Consider the following 15,083-nt stretch of genomic DNA (forward strand, 5'->3'; position numbering starts at 1 on the left):
CGTAAAATCCATAAACTGCGACACAGAAAAATTTGTGTGCGATAATGCCGCTTCGGAAATACACTTCGCTGGTTTGGAGATATTCCACTTCCAATCACTATTGATGATATTATGATAGTTGATTGGAGCGGAGGGCAGTTGACTCCTGCGGGAAAGCAACGGCTGAAGATCCCGCAGGAAGCGGTTTTTGCTTCCGAGGAAGCTGAAGCGTTGCCCGCGGAAAGCAACTGCCCAAAGCGGAAATCACCCTGTCACTATGTCGCATTTTATATCAATTACTAGGGATAGAGCGCAACAAAGTTTACAACAAAAACCAAATGAAAACACACTGTAAGAAAAGCTAATGGGTAAGACAAACGGAGGAAATGGGATGTTTTTATATTACATATTGGCATTGCTTATTGTAGGGATTGATCAGCTGTCAAAATGGATTGTTGTGAAGTCGATGGAAATTGGTGAACAGTTAACGATCATCGGGAATTTTTTCTATTTAACGTCACATCGTAATAGCGGGGCAGCATGGGGTATCCTTCAGGGCCAAATGGGCTTTTTCTACGTTATTACTGTAATTGTCGTTATAGGAATTATTTATTTTATGCAAAAATATGCCAGAGAAAATAAAATTCTGGCGACTGCCTTAAGTCTGATCCTCGGCGGTGCCGTTGGCAATTTTATAGATCGCCTGTTCCGAAAAGAAGTGGTGGACTTCTTTGACTTCAATCTTTTCGGATATGACTACCCGATATTCAATATAGCCGATTCAGCGCTGGTAGTGGGCGTAATTTTAGTGATGATCATAACCATTATTGATGAACGAAAGGAAAAGCGGCAAAATGACACAAAAGTACAGCGTAACGGAAACTGAAGCGAATATACGAATTGATAAATTGCTCTCAGGCATTACTGCGGATGCCTCACGTTCAGAGATTCAATCATGGATGGCAGATGGTTATGTCCATGTGAATGACCGGCCAGTAAAAGCAAACTATAAATGTCAGAATGGCGATGTAATTGAATGGACGGTACCTGAACCGGATACCTTAAATGTCGTCCCGGAGAATATACCGTTGTCAATCATTTATGAGGACAGCGACTTGATGGTAATTAATAAACCAAAGGGGATGGTGGTCCATCCGTCAGCAGGTCACCAGCACGGGACGCTTGTGAATGCCCTGCTATACCATTGTGATTCCCTGTCACTTGTTAACGGCGAGGAGCGACCGGGCATTGTCCACAGAATTGATAAAGATACAAGCGGTCTTCTAGTTGTTGCCAAGAATGATCAGACACATACCATTCTCGCCGAGCAGCTGGCTGCAAAAGATATTGACCGCCGGTATGAAGCAATTGTTCATGGTGTCATTGAACATGAAACAGGAATGATCGATGCCCCAATTGGCAGGGATCGGAATGACCGGAAAAAGATGGGGGTCGGCGAAAACGGAAAGGCTGCTGTAACGCATTTCCGTGTTTTAACACGCTACAAAAATTTTACGCATGTTGAATGTCAACTGGAGACAGGGCGTACCCACCAAATCCGTGTCCACATGAAATATATCGGTTTTCCGGTTGTCGGAGATCCGAAATATGGACAACGGAAAACGATGGCAATCGGGGGACAAGCCCTGCATGCAAAATTCCTGTCGTTTACTCATCCGGAAACAGGTGAACAGCTGCATTTTGAGCAGGAAGCACCGTCTTATTTTTATGAGCTGTTAGCGCAATTTGAAAAAATGCATTGACAACCTGCGGAGAGTCTGTCATAATAATTTCTAATAATACATGAACCTTTAATATAGTCCAGTGAGGCTAAAAAGGTACCGGAACAAAATACGTCTTTTTTACGTATGTCCAAACCCTTTTCCCACTGGAGAAAAGGGTTTTTTCTATGTCTGGAGTGATCGAGTTGCAGAAAAAAACAGTTCTGCTTGATGAGCCGGCGATGGGCAGGGCTTTGACGCGGATTGCGCATGAAATCGTCGAGAATAACAAAGGCGGGGACAATCTTGTCTTAGTCGGGATAAAAACGAGAGGCGTTCCGCTGACAAAGCGGATTCAGGAAAAGATTAGACAGATTGAAGGCATTACAGTACCGATTGGCGAATTGGATATCACCTTATACAGGGACGATCTGGAAAAGGTAACCTCCAATGAGGACCCTGAATTGAAAGCAATTAAAATTGATGTTGAGCTGAAAAATAAAAAAGTTATTTTAATCGATGATGTTCTCTATACAGGTAGAACAGTCCGGGCGGCGATGGATGCCGTCATGGATATTGAACGCCCGTCACAGATTCAGCTCGGGGTCTTGGTTGACCGGGGACATCGTGAACTGCCGATAAGAGCAGATTATGTCGGCAAAAATATTCCAACATCAGAAAAGGAAATCATCGTTGTCCATCTGAATGAAATCGATCAGCAGGAAGAAGTGAGTATTTACGAAAAATGAATAGATTGACCTTTAATTAGATCCAGAGAGATTTAAAAGGTCGCCTAGAAAGACGTGTATTCACAGCACACGTATACCTCTTTGCGACCTTTCGCAAAGAGGTTTTTTTGTGTGGAAGGTTCATTGTAAATTCTGGTGCTCTTAAAGCCTCGCAGTTGATATAAACTGCGACGTAGAAAAAATGTGTGCGATAACATCGCTTCGGAAATACACTACGCTTTCCGCGGGCGGCTGGTGAGCCTCCGCGTGCTGGCGCACTGCGGGGTCTCACCTATGCCTTTCCTCCCGCAGGAGTCTCCGTGTATTTCCTCCGCTAAATTTTGTTCAAGACATCTTGATAAAACAAAATATTTTATGAAAGAAAACCTGTATTCCTTATTCATCAAAACGAGCAGCTGGAATATGCGAGACGCCTGTGGGACAGCGAGCCTAAGAGACCCCACAGCGAGCGTTTTTTGCGAGCGAGGAGGCTCGTGGTGAGCCCACGGAAAGCGAGTATATTCCAGATGCGTCGCCAGAAAGCTTACCTAAATACTCTAATAAGACTTTACGTCGCAGTTTATGGATTTTGTGTCAACACCAATCTTTTAGCAATCAGTAATAAAAACGAACGGGGGAAATCACAATGAACAAACAGGAAATGGTAATGGACGTTCAGGAAGCACCGAAACTGCAAAAATGGATTATATTGAGTCTGCAGCATTTATTCGCAATGTTCGGGTCAACAATTTTGGTTCCGTTCCTGACAGGGTTGTCACCTGCAGTAGCGCTAATCTCCAGTGGCCTGGGAACACTGGCCTACTTAATCATCACCAAAGGAAACATCCCGGCATATCTTGGTTCAAGCTTTGCATTTATTGCACCGATTGTTGGTGCCAGTTCAGCCGGCGGTCCGGCTGGTGCGATGATCGGAACGTTTTTGGCAGGGCTAGTCTACGGTGTCATTGCCTTACTTATCAAAATACTTGGCTTAAACTGGCTGATGCGAATTTTGCCGCCGATTGTTGTGGGCCCCGTCATTATTGTAATCGGCCTTGGCCTTGCCTCAACTGCAATTGATATGGCCATGTATGTGCCGGGTTTAGATGAAAATGTATACAGTGGTACGCATTTTAGTGTCGCGCTTTTCACACTCGCCGTAACCATTGCAGCATCGATTTTTTTCCGAGGCTTCTTTGGACTGATACCGATTTTGATTGGCATTGTTTCGGGTTATACGTTCGCCATCTTCCAGGGTGTAGTAGACACTTCGGAAATAAAAGCCGAATGGGCAGATATGACCTCTGCAGGATCAATTGGCGAATTCTTTACAGGAGTCTTTAAATTACCTGACTTTATTATACCGTTCGCAGATTACTCACCATTTGATGTGATTAGTGGTGAAATTGTACTGCTGATGGTGCCGGTTGCACTTGTAACAATCGCTGAACACATTGGTGATCAGATGGTGCTGTCAAAAGTTGTTGGGCGAAACTTCATTAAAAAACCCGGCCTGCACCGCTCTATTCTTGGTGACGGCGCGGCAACGATGATCGCTTCGTTTCTGGGCGGACCGCCGAACACAACATACGGTGAAAATATCGGTGTCCTCTCGATTACAAGGGTATTCAGTGTGTTCGTTATAGGCGGTGCTGCGGTTTTTGCCATTTGCTTTGGGTTTGTCGGGATTATAACGGCTACCATCAGTTCCATTCCCTCAGCTGTCATGGGCGGTGTATCGATCCTGTTATTCGGCATTATTGCGTCAAACGGACTGCGAATGCTGATTGATAATCAGGTGGATCTGAGTGATAAACGAAATCTTGTGGTTGCATCTGTCATCCTCGTAATCGGTGTTGGCGGAGCGTTTATCCAGTTGTCAGATAACCTGCAAATCGCTGGAATGGCATTGTCGGCCATCATTGGTGTTTTACTGAATCTCGTCCTGCCCGGTAAGGAAAGCGGATATGGGAATGGGGCGATGTTTGATGACAGTGAGATCAAGAACAGCAAAAATCGCGATGACGCAGCTTAGTCTAAAGCCAGATTTTAGAAAGGATGATGAATGATGCGGGAATTTTTATCAACACGTGAACTTTCGAGTGACTCGATTTATAGCATTCTGGAGACAGCTGAGGCAATGCGGAAAAAACCGGAATCAATACGAAGCGAAAGATTTGCAGCGAATTTGTTTTTTGAAGTGAGCACACGGACAAAAACGAGTTTTCAGGTTGCCGAAAAGAGGCTGGGGATGGAAACCCTCGATTTTCAGATGGAAAGTTCCAGTATGACTAAAGGCGAATCACTTTATGATACGGTACGCACGTATGAAGCGATCGGGGCGGATCTCCTGATTGTCCGGCATGCGTATGACCATTGGTATGATGAATTGGCCGGAAGAATATCAGTCCCGATCATCAATGCCGGTGCAGGGAAAGGAGAGCATCCGACTCAATCAATGCTTGATCTGTTGACAATCTATCAGGAATTCGGTTCATTTGAAGGTTTGAATGTAGTTATAGCAGGTGATATTAAGCACAGTCGGGTGGCACGTTCCAATGCTTATGCACTGACGACCCTGGGTGCTAATGTGAGTTTTGCAGCAGCACCCGGATTTGAAGATGATTCATTCGATATTCCGTACGTGTCAATGGATGAGGCATGTGATATGTGCGATGTGCTGATGCTGCTCAGAATCCAGCATGAACGCCATGCTCAAGTATCCTATCGAACGACGTCATATCTGGGTGATTATGGCCTCACGATGGAGCGTGAGCGGCGAATGCGGGATCATGCCATTGTACTTCATCCGGCTCCCGTTAATCGTGGTGTTGAAATTGATACCAGATTAGTAGAATGCGATCGCTCAAGGATTTTCAAACAAATGGAAAACGGTGTTCACACCCGAATGGCCATTATATCAATCTTGTTAAATGAATGGGGGGCCGGTCATGAAAATTTTACTGAAAAATACCAGACAATTGCTACGTGATAATGAAACAGAGCATTGTGACATTTTAATAGAGAAGGGAAGAATCAGCAAAATAGCAGCTGATATCAATGAAGAGACTGATAAACTGATTGATTGTAAACACCATATGGTATTCCCGGGTTTCGTCGATGTTCATGTCCATTTGCGCGAACCGGGGGGAGAACATAAGGAGACGATTAAAACCGGGACGAAAGCAGCAGCACGCGGCGGCTTTACAACGATATGTGCAATGCCGAATACAAATCCCGTGCCTGATGATACGGAAGCACTTCAGGCATTACTGGATAAAATTAATGAAGATGCCTATGTACGTGTGCTTCCATACGCATCGATCACGAAAAATTTAAAAGGTGAGGAACTGACCGGCATATCAAGCCTTGCTGAGGCGGGTGCATTTGCATTTACAGATGATGGTGTGGGCATCCAGACAGCTGATTTCATGCTGCGGGCAATGCGTGCAGCTGCAGCTAATGGCAAGCCCGTTGTTGCGCACTGCGAAGATAATTCACTCGTATACGGCGGTGTTGTTCACAATGGTAAGATAAGTGAACGTCTCAGATTACCGGGGATTTCTTCATTAAGTGAATCGGTGCAAATTGCCCGGGATGTGCTGTTGGCTGAAGCAGCTGGTTGCCATTATCATGTTTGCCATGTGAGCACAAAGGAATCGGTACGGATTATTCGTGATGCCAAACAGGCGGGTATACATGTCACTGCTGAAGTGACCCCGCACCATCTGTTATTGAATGAAGATGCGATTCAGGACGATGATGCCAATTTTAAAATGAATCCGCCATTGCGCAGCACTGAAGATCAGGAAGCGTTATTGGAAGGCTTAATGGATGGAACCATTGATTTAATTGCAACTGACCATGCACCACATGCAGAAGCAGAAAAAGAAAATGGGTTTTTAAATGCGCCATTTGGGATTGTCGGTCTGGAAACTGCCTTTCCACTACTTTATACATATCTGGTGCGCACGAAAAAAGTAACACTGGAACAATTAATCAGCTGGCTGACTGTGAAACCGGCTACTATTTTTCAACTGTCTTATGGCGTGCTGCAGGAAGGTGCAATAGCGGATTTGACGATCGTGGATTTGAATAAAAACGTCTGTTTTGATAAGCAAACCTTTTATTCAATGGGGAGAAACACACCTTTTCATGGCTGGCAGGTACAGGGGATCCCACTAGTAACCATTGCAGAGGGAAAAATCGTATACAGAAGCAGTCGGGAAACAGATTGTATACATATTAATTAATGTTTATAATTATACAAATAAACTAGACTAATAAAATCATATAAAAAAGTCAAGGAGGCGTCATCATATGGCTGAACGCCAGCTTATTCTTGAAGATAGTACCATTTTTACCGGTGAAGGGTTTGGCGCTGATATCAGCGCAACAGGTGAGGTTGTTTTCAATACCGGTATGACCGGCTATCAGGAGGTTATAACGGATCCGTCTTATTGTGGTCAGATGGTTGTTATGACTTACCCGCTCATCGGAAACTACGGGATTAACCGGGATGATTTTGAAACGGTAACGCCTTTTATTCACGGGTTGATCGTCAAGGAATTCAGTGAATTTCCATCAAACTTTCGCAGTGATGAAACATTACACGATTATTTGAAAGCAAACGGAATTCCCGGGATATCAGGACTTGATACACGAAAGCTGACCAAAATCATCCGTAAGCATGGAACAATGAAAGCCATAATGGCGGATGCTGGTATGCCAGCGGAGGAGCTCATCGAAAGCCTTAAAGGTCTGCCTGACCAAACCGATCAGGTTAACCAAACGTCAACCATTAAGCCCTACGTTGTACCTGGACGGGGCAAACGTATTGTGTTAGTCGATTTTGGCATGAAACATAGCATCCTGCGCGAATTGACGAAACGGGATTGTCATGTGACGGTTGTTCCATATAATTACAGTGCTGGAGACATTTTACGCCTAAAGCCTGATGGTATTATGCTGACAAATGGACCGGGTGATCCGAAAAATGTTCCTGAATCGATTGAGATGGTTCAAACCGTATTGGGAAAAATTCCGCTGTTTGGCATTTGTCTTGGACATCAGCTGTTTGCACTTGCCTGTGGCGCGGACACGAAGAAAATGGCGTTTGGACATCGCGGTGTCAATCAGCCGGTTAAGGATACGGAAAAAAATAAAACATTTATGACGTCACAAAATCACAGCTATGCGGTCACTCATGATTCTTTGATTGGGACAGATCTGGATTTAATCCAGTTTTCCCTGAACGATAATTCGGTGGAAGGAATCAGACACCTAACATATCCGGCCTTTTCGGTTCAATATCATCCGGAAAGCTCACCAGGGCCTGAGGATACACCACAATTATTCGACGAGTTTCTTCAGATGATTTCAGAATTTAGACAGAAGGAGAATGTATATGCCTAAAAATACCAGCATTAATAAAGTTCTCGTTATTGGATCAGGACCGATTGTCATCGGACAGGCTGCTGAATTTGATTATTCCGGATCGCAGGCATGTCAGGCATTGAAAGAAGAAGGCTATACAGTTGTCTTGGCCAACTCCAACCCGGCGACGATTATGACAGATGTGACAGTAGCAGACCAAATTTATATGGAACCTTTGACGGTTGGCTTTTTGACTAAAATAATCCGGAAAGAACAGCCCGACGCGATCCTCCCGACACTTGGCGGGCAAACGGCCCTCAATCTGGCCGTGGAACTGGAACAAACGGGAATTCTTGGTGAACATGATGTCGAAATGCTGGGAACACCGCTCAATGCCATTGAGCAGGCGGAAGACCGGGAAAAATTCCGTTCCCTGTTGGAGGAACTCAATGAACCTTTCCCGGACAGCCAGATTGTACATTCTGTTGAAGGGGCGTGTGATTTTGCGGGTGACATCGGTTATCCGGTAATCGTTCGTCCTGCCTACACGCTGGGCGGAACCGGCGGCGGTATGTGCTATAACGAGTCCGAATTAAAGGAGATTACCCGTAACGGATTGGCGCTTTCCCCTGTACATCAATGTTTAATCGAAAAAAACATAGCCGGATTCAAAGAAATCGAATATGAAGTGATGCGCGATAAGCATGACCAGGCGATTGTGGTCTGCAATATGGAAAATGTTGATCCGGTAGGCATTCATACCGGTGATTCGATTGTTGTAGCACCATCTCAAACACTTAGTGACAGAGAATATCAGCTGTTAAGGAACGCCTCGCTGAAAATTATCAGGGCACTGGATATCGAGGGCGGATGTAATGTTCAGCTGGCGCTTGACCCTGACAGTTTTACCTACTATGTGATTGAAGTAAATCCGCGGGTAAGCAGATCTTCCGCGCTTGCGTCCAAAGCTACGGGCTATCCGATTGCCAAAATGGCGGCTAAAATTGCAGCTGGCTTAACGCTGGACGAGATCATCAATCCCATTACAGGCACAACGTACGCCTGCTTTGAACCAGCTCTCGATTACGTGGTTACGAAAATCCCGCGCTTCCCGTTTGATAAATTTGTGAACGGCAACAGGCATCTCGGTACACAAATGAAAGCAACCGGCGAGGTTATGGCAATTGGCCGAAATTTCGAGGAATCACTTTTAAAAGGTGTTCGGTCACTTGATGTCGGAACAGAAGAGCTGTGGTTGCCGGATTTGGCAGAAGCATCTATTGAGGAGCTGAATAACCGTCTGCAAAAAGCGGATGATGAGCGGCTGTTCGTCCTGGCTGAAGTCTTTCGCCGGGGATTAACGGTTGACGAGGTATGGCAGCTGACAAAAATAGACCGATTCTATTTAGTTAAAATTGAACAGCTGATTGCACTGGAGACAAGATTAGCTGAAAACAGATTTCAGCCAGAAGATCTAACAGAAGCAAAGATTTCAGGGCTATCAGATGCTCATATTGCACGGATCTGGGATACCACCGTTGATGACATCTATGAATTACGTACGAAACATAACATCGAGCCCGTTTATAAAATGGTCGACACATGTGCGGCGGAATTTGAATCTGAAACGCCTTATTTTTACAGCAGCTATGAGGATGAAAACGAGTCCTTAAAATCCGGCCGGAAGAAAATACTTGTTCTGGGATCAGGACCGATACGGATCGGTCAGGGAATTGAATTTGATTATGCGACCGTCCATTCTGTATTGGCAATCAAAGAGATGGGCTATGAAGCAATTATTATGAATAATAATCCCGAAACGGTCTCAACCGATTTCAGTATTTCAGATAAGCTTTATTTCGAACCGCTCACACTCGAAGATGTTATGCATGTTATTAATCTTGAACAGCCTGAAGGGGTGATTGTGCAGTTTGGCGGCCAGACAGCCATCAATCTGGCGGATGGGCTTGAGCGCCGGGGTGTTAAGATATTGGGGACTGACGTGGTGGCAATAGACAAAGCAGAAGACCGGGATCTGTTCGAACAGCTTCTAAGCGATTTGAACTTACTGCGCCCACAAGGAAAAGCTGTACCGAAACTTGATCAGGCCGAGGAAGCGGTGCATAATATTGGTTATCCTGTACTGGTAAGACCTTCATATGTCATTGGCGGCAGCCGTATGGAAATCGTTTATGATGATGATGAGCTTCATCACTATTTGGCTAAATCAAATGGAGCGGATGATGCACACCCCATTCTGATTGATAAGTATATAACGGGCATTGAAGTGGAAGTTGATGCCATCAGTGATGGCGAAACGGTAATCGTGCCGGGGATTATGGAGCATATTGAGCGGGCAGGTGTTCATTCTGGCGATTCCATAGCCGTCTATCCGCCGCAGCGGCTCAGTGATGCTGTGAAGCAGAAATGTATGGAGGCCACGGAAAAAATAGCCCGTGAGATGCGTGTGAAAGGGCTTATCAATATTCAATTCATCGTAAGGGATGACGACGTTTATGTGCTTGAAGTAAATCCGCGTGCGAGCAGAACGATTCCATTTCTGAGTAAAATAACTGGTGTCACGATGGCCAATCTGGCGACACGATGCATTTTAGGGGAGACGTTACCGGAAATGGGATACGCATCTGGAATTTTGCCTGAAAACGATACTGTCTCAGTCAAAGTACCCGTCTTCTCATTTGAAAAACTGCGCAGTGTTGACACCATACTGGGGCCTGAAATGAAATCAACAGGTGAGGCAATCGGTCATGACAAAACATTGGAAAAAGCGCTGTACAAAGGTTTAATTGCTGCCGGGCTGTCCGTTCCTCAGGAAGGTGCTGTACTTCTGACTGTAGCGGATAAAGATAAAGCAGAGACGCTTGGGATTGCTGAACGGTTTTACCGGCTTGGTTTTCAACTTTATGCTACGGAAGGGACGGCGGATTATATGGATAAAGCGGGTATTCCCGTTACACAGGTCGGGAAAATCGGATCTTCAGAACAAAACGTGCTGTCCGTTATTGAAAACGGCGATGTCCAGATTGTAGTGAATACACTGACCTCGGGCAAAAAGCCGCGTTCTGACGGATTTGTGATTCGGCGTGAATCAGTGGAGCATGGCATCGCGTGCTTGACAAACCTCGATACAGCGGGGGCGATATTGAATGTGATTGATGCTACAACATTCAGCGCACAACCGATGGTAGATAAACAGGCGGTTTTAATATGAAAAAGCGTGTGGAGATGATGGTAAAATCCGTGGAGGAAATTGCCCTGGATACGTTTGAAATGACACTGGAGAATGCTTTTATCGCGAAAGCGGCTGTACCAGGCCAGTTTTTGCATTTGCTTGTGGATGGGCATACACTCAGAAGGCCAATCTCCATAGCGAATATCGACAGTAATAGGGGAACGGTTACGATTCTGTTTAAATGGATTGGCGACGGAACCAAACGATTAGCTTCCTGTCAGGCTGGCATGAATGTAAGTGCTATCGGTCCGGCCGGGAATGGTTTCATCTATGATGCATCCATGAACACAGTGTTGCTGGTCGGTGGAGGCATTGGCATCCCCCCTTTATATTATCTGGGTAAAGAACTCAGACAATATGGAGTACAGGTTAAATCTTTTCTTGGTTTTCAAACAGATAAACACATTTTTTATGAAGAAAAGTTCCGCGAGATCGGAAAAACATACATTGTGACCGATGACGGCAGTTACGGATTTCGGGGCTTTGCCACGGATGTGTTGGATAATATTGGAGACTTTGACCATTATTTTTCCTGTGGTCCAATTCCGATGCTCCAGTCTGTCACAAATAAGCTGGGAAAATATTCAGGTTCTATTTCACTTGAAGAACGTTTGGGATGCGGGGTTGGCGCTTGCCTTGCCTGTGTCATTCCCGCGGGTTCTGAAGGAGGATACCGCAAGATTTGTTCCGACGGTCCGGTTTTTGCAGCAGATGAGGTGATGTTATGACACAGCTGGCTGTTGACCTGCCCGGCTTAAACTTAAAAAATCCGGTCATGCCTGCATCAGGGTGTTTTGGGTTTGGCAGGGAGTATCGAGAATTTTATGATCTGAATCAGCTTGGTGCAGTGGTTATGAAGGCCGCAACGGGTAAGGTGCGCTACGGAAATAAAACACCACGCGTAGCCGAAACACCCTCCGGCATGCTCAACGCTATCGGACTGCAAAACCCCGGCGTGGAAGAAATTATAGCGCATGAAGTTCCTTTCCTTGCTGAACATGATATGCCGATTATTGCCAATGTTGCTGGAAGCACAGTTGAAGAATATATGACAGTAGCTTCAACATTCAACAATGTAGAGCCTGTGAAGGCGCTGGAATTAAATATTTCCTGTCCGAATGTGAAAGAAGGCGGTATCCAGTTTGGAACCGACCCTCATATGGCAGCCGACGTAACTGAAAGGGTTAAAGCCGTCAGTCATCTGCCGGTTTATGTCAAGTTGTCGCCCAACGTAGCAGACATTGTAGGTATGGCCAAAGCGGTTGAAGAAGCAGGAGCGGATGGCCTGTCCATGATCAATACGATAACCGGGATGCAAATTAATCTCTCCAGCCGGAGACCATTACTGGCCAATAAAACGGGCGGAATGTCCGGCGGTGCTATTAAACCAATTGCAATCCGCATGATTTATGAGGTGAAGCAGCATGTGTCAATTCCAATTATTGGCATGGGCGGCATTTCAACGGCTGAAGACGTTTTGGAATTCCTGCTGGCGGGGGCGAGCGTAGTAGCTGTCGGAACAGCTAATTTTCAAAATCCATATGCTTGCCCGGAAATCATTGAAGATTTACCGGATGTTCTGCAGCAGTATGGACTTGATTCAGTGACAGGTGCTGTCGGAAAGGGGCATGTATAGTGATGGGAAAAGTATTTCTGGCATTGGACTTTCCAGTATGGCAGGAAGCAAAGGATTTTATCGAACGGAACCATTTTCAAGGTGTCCCTGTAAAAGTGGGTATGGAACTTTTTTACCGCGAAGGTCCTCGTTTGATTGATTCGTTGAAACAAAATAATCATGACGTTTTTCTTGATCTGAAACTTCACGACATCCCAACAACTGTTAAACGAAGTATGAAAAATCTTGCCGGACTCGGCGTCGATATGATAAATATTCATGCGCTTGGCGGCAGTGATATGATTAAGCAGGCAAAAGAGGGGTTAATGGCTGGTTCATCAGTTGGTCGCGTTCCAAAATTGATTGCCGTGACCATGCTGACATCAATGGATTATCACGTCATGAACCATGAACTGGGCATACAAGGCGGCCTGCGGGATCATACTGTGCATTTATCCGGCCTCGCTTCACAAAGCGGGGCGGATGGTGTTGTCTGCTCGGTACACGAAGCAGGGGAAATTAAGAACGTGTGCGGCAAATCATTCTTAACCGTAACGCCGGGGATACGGCTGACTGAATCAGCTGAGGATGATCAAAAGCGTATTGCAACGCCGACGTTTGCTCGTAAGAATGGGGCAGATATGATTGTTGCAGGACGGACTGTTACAAACGCCGATAATCCAAAAGCCAAGTATGAAAAAGTGAAAAAGGAGTGGTTGTATGGGGGTAAGTCATAACATAGCAAGAGAGCTGCTCAACATTAAGGCTGTGCAGATCAGTCCTGACGATTATTTCACCTGGACATCTGGAACTAAATCACCTATCTACTGTGATAACCGGTTGACAATGTCATACCCCAATCTGCGGAATAAAATTGCAGAAGCATTTGTAGAGCTGCTTAACCAGGCGAAGTGGCGGCCCGATGTTATCGCCGGCTGCGCAACTGCCGGCATTCCGCATGCTGCCTGGATCGCCGAAAAGCTTAACCTGCCAATGGTTTATGTTCGGTCCAAGCCAAAAGGCCACGGCAAAGGAAATCAAATTGAAGGCAAGCTTGAAACAGGACAGCGTGTTGTTGTTATTGAAGACCTGATATCAACAGGCAGCTCATCAATTGAAACCGCGACCGTACTAGAACGAGAAGGCGCTGAGGTGCTTGGTGTACTTGCTATTTTTACATATGAACTTGAAAAAGCGGAACAGCAATTCAAGGAAGCACAATTTGAATACCAGACAATTACTGATTATGAAGAAATCTTGAAATTATTATCCGAAGATGGAACGATCAGTGAAGCAGAGCTAAAAAAATTGGAAGAATGCCGTCATCACATTTAATCACATTTGTTCGTTTTTAGAATTGATTGTTATTTAGTTATGTCAAATCCCTTATCATTCATATCCGCTTATTTCTGTCCGTACAATATGGCAATAATTAAAATGATACAGTATAATAAAAGTATATAACCATTAATTATCAACGAGGTATCATTATGAAAATAGATGACTATGAATTACTGCTGAAACTCAATGAAATTGGCACCATCCGCGGTACAGCGAAGGCGATTCTTATATCCCAGCCTGCTGTGACCCAGCGTTTGAAATATATTGAGGAATATTTTGGCGAGCCAGTCTTTATTAGAACATCAAAGAGTTTGGTGCTTACCCCGGCCGGCGAAATGATCATGGAACACGCCAGTAACGTCATCAAGGCGGAAAAAGCGATTAAAAATTCACTCGCACAGTCCAGCGGGGAGGTTCAGGGCTCTTTGTCGATTGCGTGTTCATCATTGGTCAGTCAGCGATTTCTGCCGTCAATTCTTGGTGATTATACAAATGCGTACCCAAAAGTAGCGATTGACCTGGTCACAGGTATCAGTGAAGATATTAAACGTGAACATAAAAACTATCATGTGTGCATTATTCGCGGAGAAAAGTTAAAAGAAACAGTAAGCGAATTATTATTTGAGGATCCTTTATATATGTTCGATACAGAGCCGTTTCCAAAAAATAAAGTAAAAGAACGGCCACTTATTTCATTCAAAAGCGATGACAGTATGCACGAACTTGTTGATAACTGGCTTTATCACCATCAAGATCAAATCAAACCGATTAAAATGCTTCATGTTGATCAAATTGAAACGTGCAAGCAATTCATGGAACAAGGGTTGGGTATGGCTGTACTTCCTAAGAGTGTTTCGAAGGGTATGATGGGTGAATATCCGCATATTCCGCTCCAGTTGAACGGTAATCCTGTTACGCGAGATACATGGATTTGTTATCAGGAGGGTGTACGCAAATTGCCGCAAGTTGATCAATTCTTATCAGCAATTCTCGATAAAAAGTTCCTTTAAGTGTTTAAACTGCTGAGAGAAAAGGAATACTCTTTATACATTATACTTAAAGGAGTGATC

Annotated in this window: 13 protein-coding genes; all 13 read left to right on the forward strand. The window is 44.8% G+C overall.

Annotation, left to right across the window (positions count from 1 at the left end; all coding sequences use genetic code 11):
- Positions 1-370: 370 nt before the first annotated feature.
- The 13 genes from lspA to ON01_RS07845 all read left to right on the forward strand — a co-directional run bounded on the left by lspA (position 371) and on the right by ON01_RS07845 (position 15,023).
- On the forward strand, positions 371-865 hold the full coding sequence (gene lspA / locus ON01_RS07785) for a signal peptidase II (protein ID WP_010530467.1): 495 nt from the start codon (positions 371-373) through the stop codon (positions 863-865).
- On the forward strand, positions 834-1,742 hold the full coding sequence (locus tag ON01_RS07790; protein ID WP_010530468.1) for an RluA family pseudouridine synthase: 909 nt from the start codon (positions 834-836) through the stop codon (positions 1,740-1,742). The genes lspA and ON01_RS07790 overlap by 32 nt, the downstream gene beginning before the upstream one ends.
- Before the next feature lie 164 nt (positions 1,743-1,906).
- Positions 1,907-2,449: a bifunctional pyr operon transcriptional regulator/uracil phosphoribosyltransferase PyrR gene (pyrR, locus tag ON01_RS07795; RefSeq protein WP_010530469.1), complete on the forward strand. Its 543-nt coding sequence runs from the start codon at positions 1,907-1,909 to the stop codon at positions 2,447-2,449.
- Positions 2,450-3,074: 625 nt separating this feature from the next.
- A complete protein-coding gene (locus ON01_RS07800) occupies positions 3,075-4,463 on the forward strand; it encodes a solute carrier family 23 protein (protein ID WP_010530470.1) in 1,389 nt (462 codons plus the stop codon).
- 33 nt (positions 4,464-4,496) lie between these two features.
- On the forward strand, positions 4,497-5,420 hold the full coding sequence (locus tag ON01_RS07805) for an aspartate carbamoyltransferase catalytic subunit (protein ID WP_010530471.1): 924 nt from the start codon (positions 4,497-4,499) through the stop codon (positions 5,418-5,420).
- Entirely contained in the window at positions 5,380-6,681 is a 1,302-nt protein-coding gene (locus tag ON01_RS07810; protein ID WP_010530472.1) for a dihydroorotase, read from the forward strand. The genes ON01_RS07805 and ON01_RS07810 overlap by 41 nt, the downstream gene beginning before the upstream one ends.
- 67 nt (positions 6,682-6,748) lie before the next feature.
- Positions 6,749-7,843: a carbamoyl phosphate synthase small subunit gene (locus ON01_RS07815; RefSeq protein WP_010530473.1), complete on the forward strand. Its 1,095-nt coding sequence runs from the start codon at positions 6,749-6,751 to the stop codon at positions 7,841-7,843.
- A complete protein-coding gene (gene carB / locus ON01_RS07820; protein ID WP_010530474.1) occupies positions 7,836-11,036 on the forward strand; it encodes a carbamoyl-phosphate synthase large subunit in 3,201 nt (1,066 codons plus the stop codon). Before ON01_RS07815 ends, carB begins: the two co-directional genes overlap by 8 nt.
- On the forward strand, positions 11,033-11,785 hold the full coding sequence (locus ON01_RS07825; RefSeq protein ID WP_010530475.1) for a dihydroorotate dehydrogenase electron transfer subunit: 753 nt from the start codon (positions 11,033-11,035) through the stop codon (positions 11,783-11,785). Before carB ends, ON01_RS07825 begins: the two co-directional genes overlap by 4 nt.
- On the forward strand, positions 11,782-12,693 hold the full coding sequence (locus ON01_RS07830) for a dihydroorotate dehydrogenase (RefSeq protein ID WP_010530476.1): 912 nt from the start codon (positions 11,782-11,784) through the stop codon (positions 12,691-12,693). The genes ON01_RS07825 and ON01_RS07830 overlap by 4 nt, the downstream gene beginning before the upstream one ends.
- On the forward strand, positions 12,693-13,409 hold the full coding sequence (gene pyrF / locus ON01_RS07835; RefSeq protein WP_010530477.1) for an orotidine-5'-phosphate decarboxylase: 717 nt from the start codon (positions 12,693-12,695) through the stop codon (positions 13,407-13,409). The genes ON01_RS07830 and pyrF overlap by 1 nt, the downstream gene beginning before the upstream one ends.
- Entirely contained in the window at positions 13,393-14,007 is a 615-nt protein-coding gene (gene pyrE / locus ON01_RS07840) for an orotate phosphoribosyltransferase (RefSeq protein ID WP_010530478.1), read from the forward strand. Before pyrF ends, pyrE begins: the two co-directional genes overlap by 17 nt.
- A gap of 155 nt (positions 14,008-14,162) precedes the next feature.
- Entirely contained in the window at positions 14,163-15,023 is an 861-nt protein-coding gene (locus ON01_RS07845; RefSeq protein ID WP_010530479.1) for a LysR family transcriptional regulator, read from the forward strand.
- Positions 15,024-15,083: the final 60 nt, after the last annotated feature.

The organism is Lentibacillus jeotgali (assembly GCF_000224785.1).
Classification (GTDB): Bacteria; Bacillota; Bacilli; order Bacillales; family Amphibacillaceae; genus Lentibacillus; species Lentibacillus jeotgali.